This is a genomic window from Mucilaginibacter myungsuensis (assembly GCF_015222005.1).
Taxonomy (GTDB): domain Bacteria; phylum Bacteroidota; class Bacteroidia; order Sphingobacteriales; family Sphingobacteriaceae; genus Mucilaginibacter; species Mucilaginibacter myungsuensis.
Genome location: NZ_JADFFL010000002.1, coordinates 339018 through 359587 on the forward strand (window position 1 = coordinate 339018; position 20570 = coordinate 359587).

The window sequence follows — 20570 nt, forward strand, 5'->3', positions numbered from 1 at the left end:
GAATGCCCTTTGTGGTCAATTGATCCGAACACAAAGGGCACGAAGGTTTTTCACAACGATGGATCCCTGCTTTCGCCTTTCAGCTTTAACCTTTAACCTTCCCTCTTACCCCTGCATGTACTTATTCACTATCTCCATGATCACTTTATTCTGCTGCAATTGCGGCAAGTACTCGAACAGGATATAGTGTTTTTCTGGGTCTGTCGAAAGCGCACGTTCCAGTTGGGCCAGTGCTTCGGTATATTCTCCTTTAGCGAACAGGTAAGCTACCATGCGGTAGTACAGTTCGGCGGCGTCAGGGTTATTCTTGATAGCTTGAGTGATCACATCGATCGCGTCGTCCAATCGTTTTTGCTCGTATAGGATGGACGAAAAATCCAGCCAGGCATCCACATCCAGCGGGTTCAATTCAACCACTTTTTCGTAAGCTGATTCCGCCTCGGGCATGTGCCCAAGTTTGTATTCCGCATCGGCAATGGCAAACCAGTAGTCGCCGTTGGCAATGTCCAGATCTAATGCTTTGCGGTAAAAGTGCAGGGCCTCAAAATAGCGTTCCTCAAAATCAAGGGTCACCCCTATGCCAAACCAGGCATCGGCCAGTTTGCTGTCCATTTTTACCGCTTTTTTGTAGAAAGAGCGGGCCTCGTCCATTTGTTCCAGCTTTTCGTAGCACTCGCCAATGGCACAATAGGTATCGGCATTGGGCTGCTCGTACTCGAAAGTTTGGCGGTAAACGTCTATCGCATCCTGATATTTTTCCAGGTTAACCAAGGCGTTACCTTTGTTAAAATATGCCGATGCAAAGCTATCCTTGATCAGGATGGCATAATCGTAAGCATCTATGGCTTTCTCGAACAAGCTCAGCTTGGTGAACGCGTTACCCAGATTATACCAGGCGGCATAGCTGTATGGCTCGTTGTCGATATATTGCTCGTAAAACTGGATACTCTCCTGCTGATTGTCCAGCACATCATAACAGAAAGCCAGTTCATAAAGGGCATCCTGATTCTCCATGTTCTGCTCCAAACACTGTTTCAGGTAGCTGATGGCCGTGGTATAGTCGCCCATGTTTTGATGGACGTAGGCAATGTGCAGTAAAATATCGTCGGTCTCTTCGGCCAGCGAAAGGGCTTTTTCGTAATTCTCTAAAGCTTCGCCAAAGCGCTCCAAATTCTCGAACAGGTTTCCGCGGATGATATAGATATCGGCATCGCTGGCTTCCAGCATTTCGGCTTTTTCAAGACAGGTCAGCGCTTCGTCAATGCGGTTGCTAACCACCAGTAATTGCGCTTGCTTGATCAGGAACACGGCGGCATAAGGGTGCTGGTTGCGGGCAAATTCAACTACCTGCAGGGCGCGGGCCGCGTCGTTCTTTTCGATGTAGTAATCAGTGATGTTCTCGAAAGCTTGGGCATCGAAAAAATACTGATCGTGGTTGCGGATCATTTCCTCGTAGCGTTCTACAGAAAACTTCGGGTCCTCGCTGTTAAGATCAAATTCAAATTCGTCTTCCATTCACTTCAATTTGATGTAAAAACCGTCCGGAAATTAGGGTCAGGGAAAATCAACTTTGATCAAATTACGTTTTAAAGACGTTAAAGTATTACTTTAGTTTTCAACAAGCGGCCGTTTTTAACACCCCGGCTTGTTAAGTGATTGATAATAAACAGTAATTGAACTATCTAAAAAAGCCGTGAGAAATTAGCGGCGCAAGAATAAAAATGCCAAATTGATCGCCATGCACGTTAACATCCCCTCTATCCTGGATCGTTTACAAATAAACGAAAATAACGGGTCATTTAGTATCGGTAACGGCTTGGCCGGTTATCATGACACCGCTGTGAAGAACATCAACTCACCGGTAGACGGTAAACTGATCGCGGCTGTTACCATGGCATCCGGCGCCAATTATGATCAGGTAGTCGCCGCCGCTCAGGACGCTTTTAAAGTGTGGAGGACCTGGCCCGCCCCCAAGCGCGGCGAGATCGTGCGGCAAGTAGGCGATGCCTTACGCCAACACAAAGCCGACCTCGGCGCGCTGGTATCCTACGAGATGGGCAAGAGCCTGCAGGAAGGCTTTGGCGAGGTGCAGGAAATGATAGACATCTGCGACTTTGCCGTTGGCCAAAGCCGGCAACTGTATGGCCTTACCATGCACTCCGAGCGGCCACAGCACCGCATGTACGAGCAGTATCATCCGTTGGGTGTGGTGGGTATTATATCCGCCTTTAATTTTCCGGTAGCGGTATGGAGCTGGAACGCTGCCCTGGCCTGGGTTTGCGGCAATGTCTGCATTTGGAAGCCGTCAGAAAAAACACCATTGACGGCGATCGCCTGTCAGCATATCGTTGAGGAGGTTTTTAAGGCGAATGATGTGCCGACGGGAGTATCCTGCTTAGTTCTTGGCGATAGGGCCATCGGCGAAGCCATGGCGGACGATACGCGTGTGCCGTTAATATCAGCGACGGGATCTACCCGAATGGGCAAAGCCGTGGCTACTAAAGTAGCTGCGCGATTAGGCAAAAGCCTGTTAGAGCTTGGCGGCAACAACGCCATCATCATTACCGAAAATGCCGATCTGGATATGGCACTGATCGGGGCAGTATTCGGTGCGGTGGGCACCGCCGGGCAGCGTTGTACCACCACGCGTCGCTTGATCATTCATAACAGCGTTTACGATAGTTTTAAGCAGAAACTGATCAGTGCTTATGGGCAGATCCGCATTGGCGATCCGCTGGACGAGCATAACCACATGGGGCCACTGATCGACCAGGACGCCGTAACGGCATATTTACGATCCATTGAAGCTTGCAAAGCCGAAGGCGGACAATTTGTGGTCGATGGCGGCGTTTTAGAAGGCGCGGGATATGAGTCGGGTTGCTACGTAAAACCTTGCATTGCCGAGGTGGAGAATAGCTTCGCGATCGTTCAGCACGAGACCTTTGCACCGATATTATACCTGATCAGATATAATGCGTTGGATGAGGCCATCGAATTGCAGAACGCGGTACCGCAAGGATTATCATCGGCCATTATGACCAATAATTTGCGGCAGGCCGAACAATTTTTGTCGTACGCGGGTTCTGATTGCGGCATTGCCAACGTCAATATAGGCACCTCTGGCGCTGAGATAGGTGGCGCCTTCGGCGGTGAAAAAGAGACCGGCGGCGGCCGCGAATCCGGCTCGGATGCCTGGAAAGCCTACATGCGCCGGCAGACCAACACGATCAACTACTCCTCGGCATTGCCGCTGGCACAGGGGATAAAGTTTGATCTTTGATCGGCGGGCGTAGGCCGTTGGCGCATTTTAAACCCTCTTTCCGCTTTAGCGGAGAGAGGGTGACAAGCGAAGCGATGTCGGGTGAGTCAACTCGGCGGCTATGCGTAACCGCTCTGCCTGTCTGTTGACTCAGAAACGATTTGGAGATTGACCGCTTCGGTTGCGAATAATTTAACAATGCCGCAATGGCATAGCAAAACAATAAATGAATATAACCAAATACGCCGCCGGCATGGCTTTAAGTGCCGCCCTTTTTGCAAGCATTAACGTAAACGCTCAGTTTGTCCCTGCACCGCCACCCAAGCCATCGCCACAAAACTGGCATGCGCTGGATCTGACTACCGATGGCTACTACGGCGTCAGCTTGGCTAAAGCTTATGCCTTGCTGAAAGGCAAAAAAAGTAAGCCCGTGACCGTAGCTGTGATAGACAGCGGTGTAGACACCCTGCAAAAAGACCTGAAAAGCATTTTTTGGGTAAACACCAAAGAGATACCGGGTAACGGTATCGATGATGACAAGAACGGCTACATAGACGACATACACGGATGGAACTTTTTAGGCGGCCCGGGTGGCCAATGCGACCATAACGAGACCACCGAAGAGGTACGTGAATACAACCGCCTGAAAGGCAAATACCTTGGTGCGAACACTTCTACGACCGCCGATCCGAAAGAAGAAGCTTACTGGCAGCAGGTGCGCACCACTTATGAAACGACGGTAAATAAATCGCGTGAGGAGTTGCAAGACTTGAAACCTTACATGAATATTTTGGTGGGTACCAGCGGCTTTATTAAACGCGAACTGAAATTGAAGCCTTCGGATAGTTTTACCATGATGGATCTTGGCCGCATCACTACCCCTAACGACACGGTGCGTGAGTGCAAAAATGCCTGGATGTCGGTATTTCAACAGCAGGGTGTAGAAAAAAGTAACGCTGATATCATTAAAGGCCTGAGTGAATATATCACCAAGCTAAGCAACGACGTTAACCCGGATCTGGAAGCCCGCAAACGCATTGTAGGCGATGACCCGAATAATTGGGAAGACAAAAAATATGGCAGCAACCAACTCAAATTCCCGGATGCGCAGCACGGGACAATGGTGGCAGGTTTTATTGGCGCTATGCGTGGCAACGGTTATGGCATTGATGGCGTGGCCGATAACGTGCGCATCATGGCTATCAAAGCGGTACCTAACGGCGACGAGTACGATAAAGATATTGCCTACGCCATCCGCTACGCGGTGGATAATGGTGCTAAGATCGTTAACATGAGTTTTGGTAAAAAGCTGTCGCCGCATAAGGATTGGGTAGATGCTGCATACAAATATGCTGCCGAGCACGATGTACTGCTCATATCGGCAGCCGGTAACGACAATCAAGATGTGGACAGTAAAGCCGATTACCCCAATGACACGTTTGCTGATGGCTCGGCCGCCGATGCCGACAACGTGATCAACGTCGGTGCATCGGGCCCTAAAAAGGATGAGACCCTGGCTGCCGAGTTCAGCAACTACGGTAAAAAGAATGTGGACGTATTTGCTCCGGGTGTTAAAGTAACTTCGGTAAATACCGACGGCGAGTTCAGTACAGAGGATGGTACCAGCTTTGCCTCGCCGATAACCGCCGGTATAGCCGCGCTGATCTTAGAGTATTACCCTACCCTAAGTTCAAAACAGATCAAGCAGGCCATTTTAGGTTCGGCCAAGCCATTGACTGGTGTAATGGTTTTGAAACCCGGCAGTAAAGAAGAGAAAGTTGATTTCGCCACCCTAAGTAAGACCGGCGGTGTAGTGAATGCCTACGAAGCCTTGTTACTGGCATCGAAGATGAAGGGCGAAAGGAAGTAAGCCCCGGCTCCCAAAAGGGGAGCCAATGAGTGAACTGCGAAGTCAAAAAAGCCGTTCGTTTTAACCATACTAAAAGCACGTTTTTGTTCAAAAAAGCGTGCTTTTTTTGCGTTTTGAAATTTTTTGCAAAATGCGCAACCCACGGTTGCGCGTTTTGCGGATCTGTTGCTACTGACGCCGTTTTTTGGCTGTCATGGTGAGCGTGTCGAACCATGGTGCGGAGGGTTCGACACTATGCCAGTGGCGACCATGCACATCGGCCAAGCCCTGCGCACGTCGCTCTTCGACACGCTCAGGGTGAATCCCTCTCATTAAAGGTCCAATGGGACCATAAACTCGCAACTGTAAAAGCGAAAAGCAGTTTTTTACTAAAACACCCTCAAAGTCAGCAAAGTAACATCATCGATAGGCTTGCCCCGCATGATCAGGTTAAGGTGGTCCATCAGCATTTGGTTGAACTTGTCGGGGGGGCGGTGGCCTTGTTGCAGGGCAAAGTTCAGTAGCTCGTGCTCGTTCCAGCGTTGGTTGGGGTTAAGCTCGTAGTCCATCAGGCCGTCGGTATAGTTGATGATGAGCGAGCCGGGGTCAACATCCACCTCGCCCTGATTAATGAATGGCAGCTCCTCAAAAGCGCCGATCATGGTGGTGCCCAGCTTTAATAACATGGCCTGGCCATTGCAATACAGGATCGACGGATTATGCCCGGCGTTGATGTAGGTAAGCTTGCGGGTCTGCTGGTTGTATTTCGCTAAAAAGAGGGTAATGAATTTCTCGCCCCGTGTGTTCTTTACTACGATACTGTTCAGGCGTTCGATAACCGACGTCAGGTCATCATCAACCGTGGCCCAGGCGCGTAGACTGGCCTGGAAGTTAGCCATCAGTAGCGCGGCTGATACGCCCTTGCCCGATACGTCGGCTATGCACCAGATCAGCTCGTGCTCGTTAATGCGCATAAAGTCGAAGTAGTCGCCGCCGATGTTTTGGTGGGGCAGGTACATGGCTCCTATCTCCACCGCCGAATCCTTATGCAGCTTGCCGGGGATCAGCATGTTCTGTACTTCAGATGCCAGCTCCATTTCGCGCTGCATACGCTCGGCCTCCAATCGCTGGCGGAACAACTTTTTATTTTGCAGGGCCAGGATAATAGCATTGATCAGCGTCTGAATGAACGACAGGTCGTTGTCCATCATCTCTGCCGGCGAGTTAAAATCACCTATCAGTGCGTATGCAAGGTTCTTGGTCTTATCGTTAAAGGGGATAAAATGGCTGTAGTTTTTCAGCAATGCATGTTCGCTATCTGCCAATGGCAGGGGATGGCGGTTTTTCTTTAACGTGGTGCAGGCCTTAAGGAGCACAGGCAGCGTTTCGAACTGGCCGCCGTACTTGGATATGCAGATAAAGCTACCGTCCTTCTCGATCAGTAAACGCAACTTGCCCACATTCAGGTGGTTCTGCAAAATAGCTTCCATCATCTCTATCAACACGGGGGTCGATGAGTTTTTGTTGATGGCGCGGGTGATCTCTAAAAGAGCGTTCAACTCCGATTGCCGTTTTAGCAACAGTCGGATCAGTTCGTCTTCTCCAGGGTCAAAGTTGGTATCTTGCATTAGGCAGCTTGTGGGCTCGCATCTAAATTATAAAAAATACTTCAAAAACGCCGGTTATGCATTTTTTAACAAATTCGCAAAAAATGTCCGCCCGGATATTTGCACTTTAAAACCTGTTTGCTATATTTGTTAGTATCAACCTATCTGTCATGAAAACCATTCTTAAAACTTTTATCCTGTTTTCTTTCCTGTATATCTCTAACATCGCATCTGCACAGGTCAGCAAAAAAGACTTTGTAGGCATTTGGGAATTTGTACAATTTGGGGCCGATCCCAATAACCTTGGTCCATCTGCCCGAGGCGTACTTACTATCCGTACCGACACTTCGTTTACCATTGTAAGGCAGTCAGGCCAAGGGGCTGTGATCACCCAAAGCGGAACATATAAAGTAGCCGACGATAAATTCTTCGTCCAAAAGAAAACCTACCAAATGCCGGCCCTTGGTAACGAAGGCGTTGGTCAGGAAGATAAATTAACTTACTGGTTCAGCGAGGATAAAAAGGCTTTAAGGTATTCGTACGCCCTGGCATCGGGCGAGGTTTATTACGAGGTTTGGCGGAGGTTGTAGAAGAGATCAAGAGATCAACAGCAAGTCCCGTATCTGGTCGAAGTTGAAAACTTCAACCTAAAATTAAGCAAGCATTCTGCTTGTGGAAGCTGAAAGCTTCCAACAATTCCGGACGAAGCTGGATGCTTTGTACAGGAGGCAGATCTTAATATTGCCCCAATATCCTCGCCTTCTGACGCTTAAACTCCTCTTCGGATATCGTGCCGTTATCCAGCAGGGTTTTATACTTGGTCAACTCATCGGCCGATGATGTTGGTGTGTTGAAATTGTAGAAAACCGGTTGTTGTTTGCGGCTGCTCAATAAAACAATGATCACGCCCAGGTAACTTAAGAAAAAGCCCAGGATGAGTCCAACGCCGCCGCCAATGGTCCTGTCTTTACCTAAGGAGTAGCCTAAAAATATCGGTGCGATCCAAATGCCGACGCCGACGATCAAGATCAAAATGATCTCGCTCATGCCAATGCCCATTTTGTGTGTTGTTTAAGGTTTATAAATTGTGGTTTATTTAAGTTTCATTTCATCCTTTATCGCCCGCAAAAACTCGTTGGCATGTTGCGATCCAATGATGTATAAAAGGCCGTCGCGATCGGTAAGGTGGATGGCATCGTTACCGGCTGTATAAAAACGGATGGTGCCGCTTTTGTGCAAATTATAAACAGGGTTGTTGAACAGGTAGCGGCTGTAGCTGCCCTTCTCTACCTTAACAATGCTGTTCAGGTCTATCTTGACCAGTTTACTGCTCCACAGGCCGTCTACCATAATGCTTTTGTTGATGACACGGGTACGGAAATGCAACAAGAAACCCAGGATGATGGATATAGTGATAATGCCAAAACCGACCACTAATAGCAGGTCGCCGTTACGCTCGCGCTCGTCGGTAAAAAAGTAAGCGGCAAAGCAAAACATAGCCAAAACCAGGCGTATAGTTATCGGGATCCACTCGCGCCCCAGGTATTGCTTCTCGGTAAAAGCCGTATTATCTGTCATAGGGTATTATTCAGTTCGAATATAGTAACTTTTTTAGTCTTTGCACTCACTTTGTACCGGTCATCCAACCGGTATCCGCCCAGCCAAATAATGTCGCCGTTGCCATTGATCAGCACGGGCACTTGTTCTTTTTGATGCAGCGGTAATTTTTGCTGTATAAAAAAGTCGCTCAGCAATTGCCGCCCTTTCATCCCCAGTGGCTGAAACGTATCGCCTTGTTGCCAGGGGCGCATTAGCAAGGGGTAGATCAGCCGGTCCGTATCAACCGATGTCGCCATCGGGTTATCGCGGATCACCAACGGACTATCATCGTGCAAAACAGACAAACGGAACGCGCCATAGTTTAACAAGTGCGCATCGGCAGCAATCGTTAAAGAGGCATGTTCTTTTATACGGTTTTCCGTCAGGATGAGTTTATCCCTGTCCAGCAATAAATTGTGCGTAGCCGAATTAAACGTGCGGCCCGAATGTTTATCTAATGATGTGATGATGCGGTCGACGTTCTCGCGGTTGAACCCGTAAGGCTGCAACAAGCTGAACAGCAACAGGTGTTGCGGCGAAAGCTGACGGATCACAGCCAAAGGCAAATGCAATTCATCGCCATGGATGATCAATTGTTGACGGTATTTGTCCGTCTCTTGCTCCAGCAGTTGCTCCAACTGGCGAAAGTGTTGCAGGTTATGCTCAAAAGTGCGTTCTAATGATGGATTGAGTGTTTTGAGTTTAGGGATCACCTCGTGCCGGATGAGGTTGCGGGCATATTTGGTGGATGAATTGCTGCTATCCTCGCGGTAGGGGATGTTGTTTTTGGACACGATCGACTCGATCTCGTCGCGGCCTAAAAATAGTAATGGCCTGGTTAGGTGGCCGTTTTGGGGTAAAATACCGTGCAGGCCGGTAATACCGGTGCCGCGGGTAAGGTTCAACAATATTGTTTCGATGGCATCGTTTTGGTGGTGTGCTAAAGCGATGGTGCAGTAATGGTTTTGCAGGCGCAATTCATCGAACCATTGGTAACGCAATTGCCGGGCGGCCATTTGTATAGATAGCTTGTGGCGGGCGGCAAAAGCGGTAGTATCAAAGTTGATGGTATGGAAGGGGGCGTTCATTTCGGTTGCAAGGTCCCGGCAAAATGCCTGATCAGCATCGGCCTCGGCACCCCTAAGCTGAAAGTTACAATGGGCAATGGCGAAAGCCTGACCACTGGCGGCCAGCAAACGCGCCATCAATACCGAATCCATACCGCCGCTAACGGCAGCCAAAACAACGCTGCCGCTATTGAACAAGCGGTTTTGGGTAACAAACTCGGAGAACTGGCTAACAGGCAGCATCCATCAAAATTATTAATTTAATAAGCGCAACCAAAAAACTAATTTTGCCAACGTGATAAAAAGGCTCTTAACGTTTTTGCTATTAACCCTATCTGTGCAGGCTATAGCGCAGAAGAACACCCTGAATATAACCAGGTCCAGCAGTTCGGTAATGGCATCGCCGGATCTGTTGAAGGTTTATAATGGCACATTCACGCAAAAATATTCGGTGCTTACCTGCGATAGCGCCTACGTGTACACCAAGCTGAACACCTTTGATGCTTTTGGCCACGTGGTGATCACCCAGGGCGATACCCTGCACGTGTACTCGGACAAGCTGAATTATAACGACAACACCAAAATAGCGCTGCTGACCGAGAACGTGAAAATGGTGGAGAAGGACGCGGTGCTGACCACAAACTGGCTCAACTATAATACGGCTACCAAGGTGGGTACTTATATTGACGGCGGGAAGATCGTTAATAAAGAGAACACCCTCACCAGTCGCAATGGGTATTATTATGCCAACACCCGCGATGTTTATTTCCGTTACGATGTAGTGACCAACGGCCCCGACGCGTTGATCCGAACCGATACTATGCGTTATAACTCGGGTACCAAGATCACTTACTTTTACGGCCCTACCCGCATTTTTGGTAAAAAAGACAAGGATACCCTGTACACCGAGAACGGCACCTATAACACCAAGACCGAGCAGGCCTTTTTTGGCAAGCGCAACCGCTACTCGCAAGGCACTAAATCGCTTAAAGGGGACAGTCTTTTTTACGATAAGCTGAAAGGCTACGGTAAGGCCATCCGCAATATCACTTTTGAGGATACCGAACAGCGTATGGTTTTGAAGGGGCATTTGGGCGAATATTTCCGCAAGGAGGAAAAGGCCGTAGTGACTCAAAACCCTTATGTGGTATTGATATCCGAAGAGAAAGATACTACTAAGAAAGTTGCTACGGTAGACCCGGCAAAAACGCCTAAGATAACCGATGGGGTATCGTCGGCCATCAGCACCGCTACTACCTTATTGCCGGGAGGTAAATTATTAGATAACCCCGCGAGTATTGCCGGGGTGCTGCCATTGAACAAGGTAGACTCGTTAACTAAGGCCATGGGCGCGCAACCCGGACTAAAAAACGCGCTCACTCCGGCTAACATCAAAACGGCCGACTCTTTAGCAAAATTAAAGTCGACACAAGCGGCTATAAAAGCGGCTATGCCATTGGCGAGCAGCAAAATGGCCGACTCGATAAAACGGGCAGCGACCAAAGCTTTGGTTACCGGGAAAGCCCCGACGGTTACGTCCGCGCAAAAGAAAGCGGTAACGCAAGTGGTGGGTAATTTTGGCGTGGCCGTTCCAGCACCTAAGCCGGCAACTGTTAAACCTGCGCCGGCTAAAGCCCCTGCGATAGTAAAATACGTAACGCCCAAAGCCCCGCCAAGGATCCCGGACCCGGTATACACCGGGCCCGACCTGCATTTGAACGATCCCAAACCAAAAAATACGCCCGGCATTAAGCGCGATACCATGTTTATTGGGGCAGACACTTTAGAGACCCGCATGGTCACTTTTAAAACGTTGAAAGAATTACAGGAGAAACGCAGGCTGGCAGGTATAGTGGACCCTAATCGTAAGATCGTTCCGCCGGTAGTTCCGTACACGTTAAAGAACTTGCCTAAGGTGCTGGAAACTATCCCGCCAAAATTTCCTTATTTAGCTTATCCGCCGTTCAAGGAAAGGCCGCTGCCTTACCTGCCTAAAAAGGATACGGTGGCTAAAGTTGAACCGGCCAAAAAACCGGACCTTAAACCGAAGCCTAAACCAGATCCTAAAAAGATAGCGGCCGATTCGGTTTTAAAAGCGAAGCGCCTGGCCGATTCTATAAAGCTGGCCAAAATGCAGCTGCCCGATACCGCCCGTGTACGGATCTTGAGCGCACACCACAACGTGCGGATCTTTAGGGCCGACCTGCAGGGACGTGCCGATTCGTTGTTCTACAGCTCGAGCGATTCGATCATCCGCAACTATGTTAAACCGATGTATTGGACGCAGGGCGCGCAATTATCGGGCGATACCATCAACTTGCAGCTGAAGAACAAGAAGGCCGATTATATGGATGTGTTCCCTAAAAGCTTTGTGGTCTACATAGAGAAAAAGGATTCGACACATTTTAACCAGATCGGCGGTAAGCGCATTCAGTTCTGGTTTAAAGAGAATAAGATATCGCGCGTGTTCGTGACCGGCAATGCCGAGACCATTTACAATAAACGATCTGATAAGACCGATGCCGTGACCGATCTGTACCGCTCCATCAGCAGTACGCTCAATTTTAATTTCAAAAATAACGAGATGGCCAATATGATGGCCAGCACCAAGGTTGACGAAAAGATCACCCCGATAAAGGAGGTGACCGAGGAGGATAAAACGTTGAAGAACTTTATCTGGAAGCCCAAGGACCGCCCGGCATCAAAAGAAGAGATCATCAACCCGCCAAAAAAACCTGTCGAACCTAAAAAAGTAGCCCCTAAAAAAGGCACCGACCCGGCAGCAAAGCCCGGAGCAAAACCAACCACGGATGGTAAGCCAACAGGCAAAGCAGCATCGGCAACTGATAAGGCAGGTTCGGCCACCACGGCAGGAAAGGATTCGATCAAAACAATATCCGAAAAGTTGGTACCTCCTAAAGCGTTAGTTGATTCATTGAATAAGGCCAAGGGTAAGCCGATTACCGCTCCCGCCCGCAAAGACTCGTCTAAGAATATTTTGGGCGATAAGACAGCTACGCCGAAAGCGTACGTAGATTCTTTAAATAAAGAGAAAGCCAAAGAAGAAGCTGCAAAGAAAGCTGCCCCGCCGGTTAAGGACACTACGGTTAGGAAGCCGTAACATTGAGCGAAGCAAAGCGGTCTTGCCTATTTGTTTAGGCCGTCATGGTGAGCGCGTCGAACCATGGTGCGTTGGGCTGGACAGGCTCAGGGTGACAGCCCTTGTCATTTACTTCAAAATCAAACAGATCTAATAACTCAGGCCGTCATGGTGAGCTTGTCGAACCATGGTGCGGTGGACTTGACACTATGCAAAGGCGACCATGCATATCGGCCATGCCCCGCGCACGTTGCCCTTCGACAAGCTCAGGGTGACTGCCCCGCTCCCCGTCGTTTGTGTCCTCGCAAACGACCAAAGGAAAAAACGTTAAGCTCACGTTGATGCCCGGCACAATGCCATAAAAGCGAAAAGCCACCCTTTTGGGATGGCTTTTCGCTTCATCAATTATCGATCAGACCTTAATTCCCGATCTCTTTAATAGCTGCATCAATGGCGGCTACCGAAGCATTATCATTCTTTGTAGCACGGGCAGCCTTCAACGTGGTCAGTAAGTTGATCACAAGTGGACCAGCTCCTTGCGACTTGAATTGCACACCAATATTTTTTAGTATCGCGACGCCTTCTTGCACGTAAGTTGCATTATCGATACGGCCAAGGTAGCCCGGCAACTGACGGAAAAATGGAAGCGCATTTTGCACATCGCCACTGATCTTGCTTTTGATCATCGGCCACTCGGCTGATGTGCCCGTCTCTAAGTAAAGACCGATCAGCGGGGTTTGTAAAGCTTCCTGACTTTCTTTGTCCATGGTTTTTAATGCGGCGGTAGCCTCATCTTTAGCGATAGGCAACATGGCCACAAACGCAGCACCCTGCACCGACAATGATTGGCTGCCCAATGCCGTTTTAAATAACGGCAGGTTGGTCTGGTCTTTCAATTTACCCAAAGCAGCAATAGCTGCAGCCTTAACCAAATTGTTAGCATCGCTTTGCGCCAATTGTTTAAGGACAGGCAGCGCAGTTGCACGGATATCGGCATTGGTAGGGTCTAAGGCCGAGATGGCACGTTGCTGCAAACCAAAGTATTTATCCTTTAAAGCCGCGATCAGCACGCGCTGCGCGCCTTTGTCGTTCTTGTTGGCAATAGCAGCGGTCAATGCCTCGTTACGGTCCAAAAACAACGGCGCGTTGAAATATTGAAATACGTATTCTTCCAGCGACTTGTTGTCGGTTTTAGCCCATAGGATCTTTTTGTCGCCGTCCACATTAACCAACTCCGGTTTAGCATCCAGTTTGTAGCTGATGGTATCCGACGCGTCTTTCATCCAGTAAGCATGGCGTGTTTTTTTTCCGCCTGAGTAGATATCCACGAACATTGGCAAGGTAAAGATCTGTCCGGTCTGCGTTTGTTTCAGGTAGATGCTTTGGGTTTTGGTTGCGGCATCCCATTTGTAGTCGATAGTAACTACCGGGTGACCCGCGCCAAAGTACCATTGGTTAAAGAACCAGTTCAGGTCCTTACCGCTGGCTTCTTCTAATGCCAAACGTAATTGGTGAGCTTCGCCGTTCTTAAAGGCATTGGTCTTCAAGTAGATGTTCAAACCTTTGTAGAAAGTCTCGCGGCCTAAATAGGTGCGCAGCATATTTAGGATGGTACCACCTTTTTGGTAGGTAACACCATCGAAAACATCCTCTTTATCGTTGTAATAGAAACGCACCAGGTCCTTTTTATCATTACCTCTGCCGCCCATGTAGTTACGCATGTCCTGGTAAGAATGCGCGTCGCCGGCATCCTGACCGTATTTGTGTTCGGCCCAAAGGGTCTCACTCAAGTCGGCGAAAGATTCGTTAACGGTAAGGTTGCTCCAGCTCTCGGCCGTAACATAATCACCGAACCACTGGTGGAATAACTCGTGCGCGATGGTGCTTTGGCCCTGGCTAAAGTAAGCGTCCAGCAATTCGCGTTTGGTGGCTTGTACATACTCGCCGTGCAGCGTAGCGCTCGTATTCTCCATAGCACCGCTCACGTAATCACGGCAAACGATCTGGGCATATTTGTCCCAAGGGTAATCAACACCCAAGATCTTTGAGTAAAAGTCGATTATCTCCGGGGTGTCGCCAAAGATCTCTTTAGCATATGGGGCATATTTTGCTTCCAGATAGTAATCAACCGGAACGGTTTTCCATTTATCGCGATAGATCTTAAAATCGCCCACGGCCATCATAAATAAGTATGGCGAGTGCGGTTTTAGCTGCTGCCAGGTATCGGTACGGGTACCGTCGGCATTTTTCTTTTGCGATATCAGTTTACCGTTAGATAGCGTAACGTACTTAGACTGTACGGTCATGCTGATCTCTTCGGTAGTTTTCTGATTAGGCTTGTCAATGGTCGGGAACCAGCAAGATGAACTTTCGGTCTCGCCCTGTGTCCAGATCTGGGTCGGCTTGTCCTTTTCGGTACCGTCAGGGTTAATAAAGTACAACCCTTTGGCATCGCTGATGGCCGCGCTGCCTTTAGCCTTTAACTCGTTAGGTTTAGAGGTGTAATCGATGTAAACGATATAGCTTTCGTTATTACGGTAAACCTTATCCAGCTTAATGTTCAGTTGCAGGCTATCCTCGTAAACGTATTTAAGCGGCGTAGCTCTCCCGGCTTTGATCACCGAGATGCTCTTAATGTCCATCCCTTTAGCGTCCAGACGCAAGGTATCGGTAGGATACTGGTGCGGTTTTAGGGTGATCCAGGCCTTACCATACAGGTAACGCTTTTTGTAATCGAATTTAACATCCAGTTTGGTATGCACCAGATCGTTGATCTTATCTACCGTGGCGCGGTACACCTTACTGGTAGTAGGCACCGCCGGAGGGGCTTGTGCAAAAGCCGGCGCGCCGATAGTAGCAACGCCCGCCACCGCCATAAAAGCGGCGGCTATCGTGTTCAGTTTTGTCATCTGTGTTTTGTAAAACGCTAAAGTAGGGCTTTTGCGCTAAAAGGCTGAATATTCACATCGATATGTGATGTGCGGGAATCACCCGGGGGGATTCAATCCCTCCTTGGGGAGGGGTGTGCAGGGAATGAGCGGGAGCAGGGAGGGGTTTTGCCACAATGCATAGCTGATCTCCCCTCCCTGCCATTTCAACACGAGCCAACCGCACCCCTCCCCAGGGAGGGACTTAACAAAAAAACGCCCCGCAAATGCGGAGCGTTCAATATCATAACCGGTCACTGATCAACCAGTCACCGATCACCGACCTGATTAGCAATACTGCTCAAACGCATCGATCAAATTATCAGCGATCATTTGGGCAGGGCGGCCTTCAATTTGGTAACGCTCGATGATGTGTACCAATTTACCATCTTTGAACAGCGCCATTGACGGAGATGATGGCGGGTAAGGGGCCATATAACCACGGGCTTTATCAACCGCTTCTTTTTCCATACCGGCAAAAACGGTCACCAATCTATCCGGGTGTTTACCGTGTGCCGATGCCATTTTAGCGGCAGGGCGGGCGTTAGCGGCGGCGCAACCGCAAACCGAGTTCACCATTACAAAAACGGTACCTTCGCTTTCAATAGCGGCAGTTACAGCTTCGGCATCTTTTAATTCGGTGAAACCAACTTTGGTCAGGTCCTCGCGCATTGGGGCAACTAAATATTCTGGATACATCATAGTGTTTGTTCTTTTTAAATTTACAAGTGCAAAAATATCAAAACATTAACACATTTTATTTTCGGCGATAAATAATAACAATGGGTTGACTTTCGTTAAAATTATCTTTTACAGTAACTTGTTAACCAACACTTACGTAGAAAGCGTACTACCCTAATTTTTATTAAACTAAAGGATGAACTTGAAGCAAACGCTATTGAGCAAAAATTTATTTATAAAAAAATCACGCTCCACTTCTGAAACCGTCGCCATTAAGGCAAAGAATTTTAGGAGGTTCAAAACTTTCGCTATTACGTCGTCGTTAGCGCTGGCTGTAATGGTATGGATCATTGCCGACCTGTCGCAAAAGAACAAGGTACAAGAGGCCGAAAAGGCGCAGCTGATGGCCCAGATCAGTGTGTTAAATCAGCAAATGAATAAAACCAGCTCGGCGCTTGACTCTGTCACCAACAAACAACTCAGCAGCGACGAAAAGGCTATGACCTACATTGGCGCGATCGAGAAAAAGCTGACCACCATTAATAATTACTTATCTAAACGCGGCTTGCGCGGTTTCTCTTTCAAAAAAGTGAAGACCGGCGGAGACAGCAAAGTAGCGGCCGAGAAGATATTTTCTAAGTACGATAGCTACCTCTCTCGCCTGGTGAGTAATGTGAGTTTGATGCCGATGGGTTACCCAAGGATCAGCGCTTTCACCTCGCTGTTCGGTCACCGTGGCAACCCGTTCGGGTTCGGTAATAAGGAATTCCATCCGGGGATAGATTTTAAGGGCAAGACAGGTGACCCGGTAAAATGCACCGCTGCCGGTACGGTAGAGTTTGCCGGAAAGGCAGGTGGTTACGGTAACTGTGTCCGCATTAAACATATCAACGGCATCATGACCTTGTATGGTCACCTCTCTAAGATAAATGTTCGCGAGGGTCAACAGGTAAGTGTTGGGCAACTGATCGGTAAGGTCGGTTCAACCGGGCGCTCTACCGCGGCACACTTGCATTATGAGGTGCGCCGGAACGGAAAAGCCGTAAACCCTAAGGAATATCTAAGCCTGAATTAACCAATAGGTTAAGTGCTTTAACCTCAGCAATAAACGGCATGTGTAAGGCTATTTTTACGCAGATTAATTAGGAATATTGGCTCGGCAAGCCCTATATTGCACGTCCTAAACGTTGCAATTTTGAAATAATGAAGTCGAAAAAGAAAGATATTAGTACCATCATGATCTTGAATAAAGATCGGGTTGGCGCTAAAACCATACAGGTAAACACCAAGCATATCAGCCGTTTTTGGCATTACGTTACAGGCATCCTGTTATTGGTGGTCTCTCTTACGTTGAGCATTTTTTATCTGCACGGACAAAACCAACAAAAGGACGCGGAAAAGCAACAGCTGATCGCCCAGATCACCAAACTGAAAGGCCACATGGCCACCGTTGAAAGCAACGCCAAAGAGACCCAGAGTGCCCAAACCTACATCCAGGCGATCGAAAATAAACTGCAGACCATCAACTCTTATTTACGTAAACGCGGCCTGCCGGGCTTCAGCAACAAAAAAGTTGGCGGCAGCGGCGGCAAACACGAAGAAGAGGACCTGACCGATAAAGAAAAATACACCTTATATGACGAATACTTAGGCCGCCTGGCAAAAACCATTGCCTACACCCCAATGGGTTACCCGCGTTTAAGTTCTTTCAACTCCATTTTTGGTTACCGTAGCGATCCGTTTAACGGGGCGCGTGCCGAGTATCATCCCGGTATCGATTTTAAAGGCAACCATGGCGATCCGGTTAAGGCAACAGCTACAGGTACTATTGTACACGCGGGCTGGTTCGGTGGTTATGGTAACTGTGTGCGTATCCGTCATGCTAACAACCTCGAGACGCTGTATGGACATTTGTCAAAGATCACCGTACGCGAGGGTCAAAAAGTGACCGTAGGCGATGTGGTAGGTAAAGTAGGTTCGACAGGTCATAGCACCGGCAGCCACTTGCATTACGAGGTACGCCGCGATGGTAAGCCCATCAACCCGGTAAAATTCCTTTCTATCAGCAACTAATGGCCCTGTTTAAAAATCAACAGCATAAGGGCATAGATGAGCAGCCCATATCCAGCATCATCAGCGAGGGTTCGGTCATCGACGGTACATTTAAAGCCCCCGGCTTTGTACGTGTAGACGGCCAGATAAACGGTAACGTAACCATAGAAGGCGGCATGATCCTGGGTGAAAAGGGCAGCGTTAAAGGCAACGTGAATACCAAACAAATAGTAGTTTACGGCATCGTGGACGGCGACGTGACCGCCGAAGCCTTAGAGATACGCAGCACCGGCAAGATCAAAGGCAATATCAAAACCAACAGCATCCAAATGGACTCAGGCGCGGTGTACAACGGTACGCTGAGTATGAGTGTTTAGAAGTCACACAAACATTTTCGGATATTTTCACATCCCTCCTTGGAGAGGGGTGCAATGGCTTGTGATGAAAAAGGCAGGGAGGGGTTTCGCCGCTTTGCATTGTGTTTAACCCCTCCCTACTCACGCTCTTACCTCCCACGCCCCTCCCCAAGGAGGGATTAAAAAAACTTACTGTCCCTTCTGCTCCAAAAACTCATCTATCGCCGCTACCGCGCTATCGTACCGTTCCTGCCCCGTTCCGGATATCACTACGTAGTTTGCGTTAAGCGCCTGCAATTCCTTGTGCCAAACATTCATAAAATGCTCGCGCTGGTCGGGGAAATCGCGTAGCGGGTCGTCCTGCCAGGGCAGGTCGATATCTAAAAGCAAGTAAAGATCATAATGATGTTTGGGCAACTCGTCCAATACCTCTTGCGGGGTATAGCCAAAAAAAGCGTCGCTCCAGATCTTTACGGTGATGAATGTGGTATCGCATATCAGTATCCCGTTGGTCTTCGGCGCCATTTCTTTTTCCAGTGCGATCTGTCCACGGAACATGGCAACCTCATCCTCAATGGTCGGCGGGGCGGTTAGCGCGGCACAGTAATCGCGTGCGAATTCCGGCACCCAAATGGTGTGGTAATGCTCAGCCAAATAAGCCGACATAGTAGATTTACCGGTAGATTCCGGACCTACGATGGCGATCTTTGCCCGCTCGCCCCCTGAAGGAGGAGTAGAATTTTTTATATTGTTGAGTTGACTCATTGTTCTTTTTTTAGATCTCTCCTTGGGGAATATAGCCGTCGACTAAAGCTCTATTTACCACCTTGTCATCCTGAGGAACGAAGGACCTTCACCACTTGGTTTAACGGATATGCATGGTCCGTTTAGCATGGTAGCGAAGGTCCTTCGTTCCTCAGGATGACATTTTCGTTTAAGGTTGCATCGCCAACATTGCCACCTCTTCCCCCACCAAACTACCCATTGCAACACCCATACCATTGCACCGGACCGCGCAATACACATTCGGCCTAACCTCTTTAATGAGCGGCGACAGCTGCTCGCCAAAACCCATGATCCCGCTCCACCAAATGTCCGGTTCGGTCGGCTGCCCGGGCGCGATCACTTCGCGAAGATAAGTAAGCAATTGTTGCTGTACAGCTTCGGTATGACCGAAGTCCGTCGTTTCTTCTGCCGCAAAGTCGATATTACGGCCGCCACCGAAAAGAATGCGATCGTCGATGTTCCTAAAATAGTAATAGCCCTCGTTAAAGTGATAGGTGCCTTTCAGTTTCAACCCTGGGATCGGTTTGGTGACCAGCACTTGCCCGCGACCGGGGATGACATCCAGTTCTGGATAAAGATCTTTGGCGAAAGCGTTGGTGGCTAAGATCACTTTCCCGGCCTGGAATACGCCCTGATCTGTTTCGATCTGCACGCCTTTGTCTTCAGTTTTGATATCTGTCACCGTACAATTATTCAGTACGATGGTGCCGGTCTGATAAACCTTATGCAACAGCGTCCGCATCATGTAACCGGTGTGTATCTGTCCCTCGAAAAGGTTGTATATCATACGCTTAACACTTTTGAAGCCAAAGTGGCCGACTGTTTGGTCGGCTGCTTGATAAACGTCGGTTTTGAATAGCGGCCTGAGCAGGTCATTCAGATAAGGCAGTTGTTCGATGATTGAGTCGGCTTCGGCCTGTTCATGATCAAGGAATAATTCGTAACCCCCGTGCTGATGATAGCGGATATTATCATCGCCTAAATTTTGGCGCAGGCGTTGCAGCCCGCGCCATTTATAGTCGACCAATTTAAGGGCTTCTTCGGGTGATGAGCGTTGGATGTTATCTAATAATTCGGATGCCGTACCAAAACAGGCGAAGCCGGCATTTTTGGTACTTGCTCCGCTGGGCAGGAAACCGCGCTCTAACACCAAAACGAGCTTATCAGGATGCTGTTGCTTGATGGAAAGCGCGGCACTTAAGCCCACCAACCCGCTGCCAACGATGATCACATCGGCCCGACCGGTAAAAGCTGTCCGTTCCCAATACGAGAAGTTATCCATAAGGC

General features: G+C 48.8%; 16 protein-coding genes. 7 read left to right on the top strand and 9 right to left on the bottom strand.

What is annotated here, in order from left to right; translation table 11 throughout:
- Positions 1–105: 105 nt before the first annotated feature.
- Positions 106–1515: a tetratricopeptide repeat protein gene (locus IRJ16_RS05335; RefSeq protein ID WP_194110497.1), complete on the bottom strand. Its 1410-nt coding sequence runs from the start codon at positions 1513–1515 to the stop codon at positions 106–108.
- A gap of 223 nt (positions 1516–1738) precedes the next feature.
- Between IRJ16_RS05335 and amaB the strand changes: the two genes are divergently transcribed.
- The gene (gene amaB / locus IRJ16_RS05340) at positions 1739–3280 is read left to right on the top strand and encodes an L-piperidine-6-carboxylate dehydrogenase (RefSeq protein ID WP_194110498.1); all 1542 of its coding nucleotides are present in this window, start codon (positions 1739–1741) and stop codon (positions 3278–3280) included.
- A gap of 205 nt (positions 3281–3485) precedes the next feature.
- Positions 3486–5129, top strand: coding sequence for a S8 family peptidase (locus tag IRJ16_RS05345; protein WP_194110499.1), 1644 nt, complete (start codon positions 3486–3488; stop codon positions 5127–5129).
- Positions 5130–5497: 368 nt separating this feature from the next.
- Here IRJ16_RS05345 and IRJ16_RS05350 read toward each other — a convergent pair whose 3' ends face one another.
- Positions 5498–6736: a PP2C family protein-serine/threonine phosphatase gene (locus IRJ16_RS05350; RefSeq protein WP_194110500.1), complete on the bottom strand. Its 1239-nt coding sequence runs from the start codon at positions 6734–6736 to the stop codon at positions 5498–5500.
- A gap of 149 nt (positions 6737–6885) precedes the next feature.
- Here IRJ16_RS05350 and IRJ16_RS05355 point away from each other — a divergent pair, with 149 nt between their 5' ends.
- A complete protein-coding gene (locus tag IRJ16_RS05355) occupies positions 6886–7305 on the top strand; it encodes a hypothetical protein (RefSeq protein ID WP_194110501.1) in 420 nt (139 codons plus the stop codon).
- A 145-nt stretch (positions 7306–7450) separates the two neighbouring features.
- On the opposite strand, the gene IRJ16_RS05360 is transcribed toward IRJ16_RS05355, so the two are convergent.
- From IRJ16_RS05360 to tilS, 3 genes are read right to left on the bottom strand one after another with little or no spacing between them, the layout of a single operon-like run.
- Complete coding sequence (locus IRJ16_RS05360; protein WP_194110502.1) at positions 7451–7774, bottom strand: SHOCT domain-containing protein; 324 nt, start codon at positions 7772–7774, stop codon at positions 7451–7453.
- Between the two features lie 33 nt (positions 7775–7807).
- Positions 7808–8293 carry a hypothetical protein gene (locus IRJ16_RS05365; protein WP_194110503.1) on the bottom strand — a complete coding sequence of 162 codons (486 nt, stop codon included), beginning with the start codon at positions 8291–8293 and terminating at the stop codon, positions 7808–7810.
- Positions 8290–9624, bottom strand: a complete 1335-nt coding sequence (tilS, locus tag IRJ16_RS05370; protein WP_194110504.1) for a tRNA lysidine(34) synthetase TilS — start codon at positions 9622–9624, stop codon at positions 8290–8292. Before tilS ends, IRJ16_RS05365 begins: the two co-directional genes overlap by 4 nt.
- A gap of 76 nt (positions 9625–9700) precedes the next feature.
- Here tilS and IRJ16_RS05375 point away from each other — a divergent pair, with 76 nt between their 5' ends.
- Complete coding sequence (locus IRJ16_RS05375) at positions 9701–12502, top strand: OstA-like protein (protein ID WP_228079874.1); 2802 nt, start codon at positions 9701–9703, stop codon at positions 12500–12502.
- Between the two features lie 398 nt (positions 12503–12900).
- On the opposite strand, the gene IRJ16_RS05380 is transcribed toward IRJ16_RS05375, so the two are convergent.
- Together IRJ16_RS05380 and IRJ16_RS05385 are read right to left on the bottom strand one after the other, a co-directional pair.
- The gene (locus IRJ16_RS05380; RefSeq protein WP_228079876.1) at positions 12901–15390 is read right to left on the bottom strand and encodes a M1 family metallopeptidase; all 2490 of its coding nucleotides are present in this window, start codon (positions 15388–15390) and stop codon (positions 12901–12903) included.
- 306 nt (positions 15391–15696) lie between these two features.
- A complete protein-coding gene (locus IRJ16_RS05385; RefSeq protein WP_194110911.1) occupies positions 15697–16107 on the bottom strand; it encodes a BrxA/BrxB family bacilliredoxin in 411 nt (136 codons plus the stop codon).
- 178 nt (positions 16108–16285) lie between these two features.
- Between IRJ16_RS05385 and IRJ16_RS23110 the strand changes: the two genes are divergently transcribed.
- The 3 genes from IRJ16_RS23110 (at position 16286) to IRJ16_RS05400 (ending at position 18518) form a co-directional block, all read left to right on the top strand.
- Entirely contained in the window at positions 16286–17164 is an 879-nt protein-coding gene (locus IRJ16_RS23110) for a M23 family metallopeptidase (protein ID WP_290246067.1), read from the top strand.
- Positions 17165–17292: 128 nt separating this feature from the next.
- Positions 17293–18162 carry a M23 family metallopeptidase gene (locus IRJ16_RS05395; RefSeq protein WP_194110505.1) on the top strand — a complete coding sequence of 290 codons (870 nt, stop codon included), beginning with the start codon at positions 17293–17295 and terminating at the stop codon, positions 18160–18162.
- Entirely contained in the window at positions 18162–18518 is a 357-nt protein-coding gene (locus tag IRJ16_RS05400) for a bactofilin family protein (RefSeq protein ID WP_194110506.1), read from the top strand. The genes IRJ16_RS05395 and IRJ16_RS05400 overlap by 1 nt, the downstream gene beginning before the upstream one ends.
- Positions 18519–18686: 168 nt before the next feature.
- Here IRJ16_RS05400 and IRJ16_RS05405 read toward each other — a convergent pair whose 3' ends face one another.
- Together IRJ16_RS05405 and IRJ16_RS05410 are read right to left on the bottom strand one after the other, a co-directional pair.
- Positions 18687–19262 (bottom strand): AAA family ATPase, encoded by a 576-nt coding sequence (locus tag IRJ16_RS05405; protein ID WP_194110507.1) that lies wholly within the window; start codon positions 19260–19262, stop codon positions 18687–18689.
- A gap of 169 nt (positions 19263–19431) precedes the next feature.
- Positions 19432–20565, bottom strand: a complete 1134-nt coding sequence (locus tag IRJ16_RS05410; RefSeq protein ID WP_194110508.1) for an NAD(P)/FAD-dependent oxidoreductase — start codon at positions 20563–20565, stop codon at positions 19432–19434.
- Positions 20566–20570 lie beyond the last annotated feature (5 nt).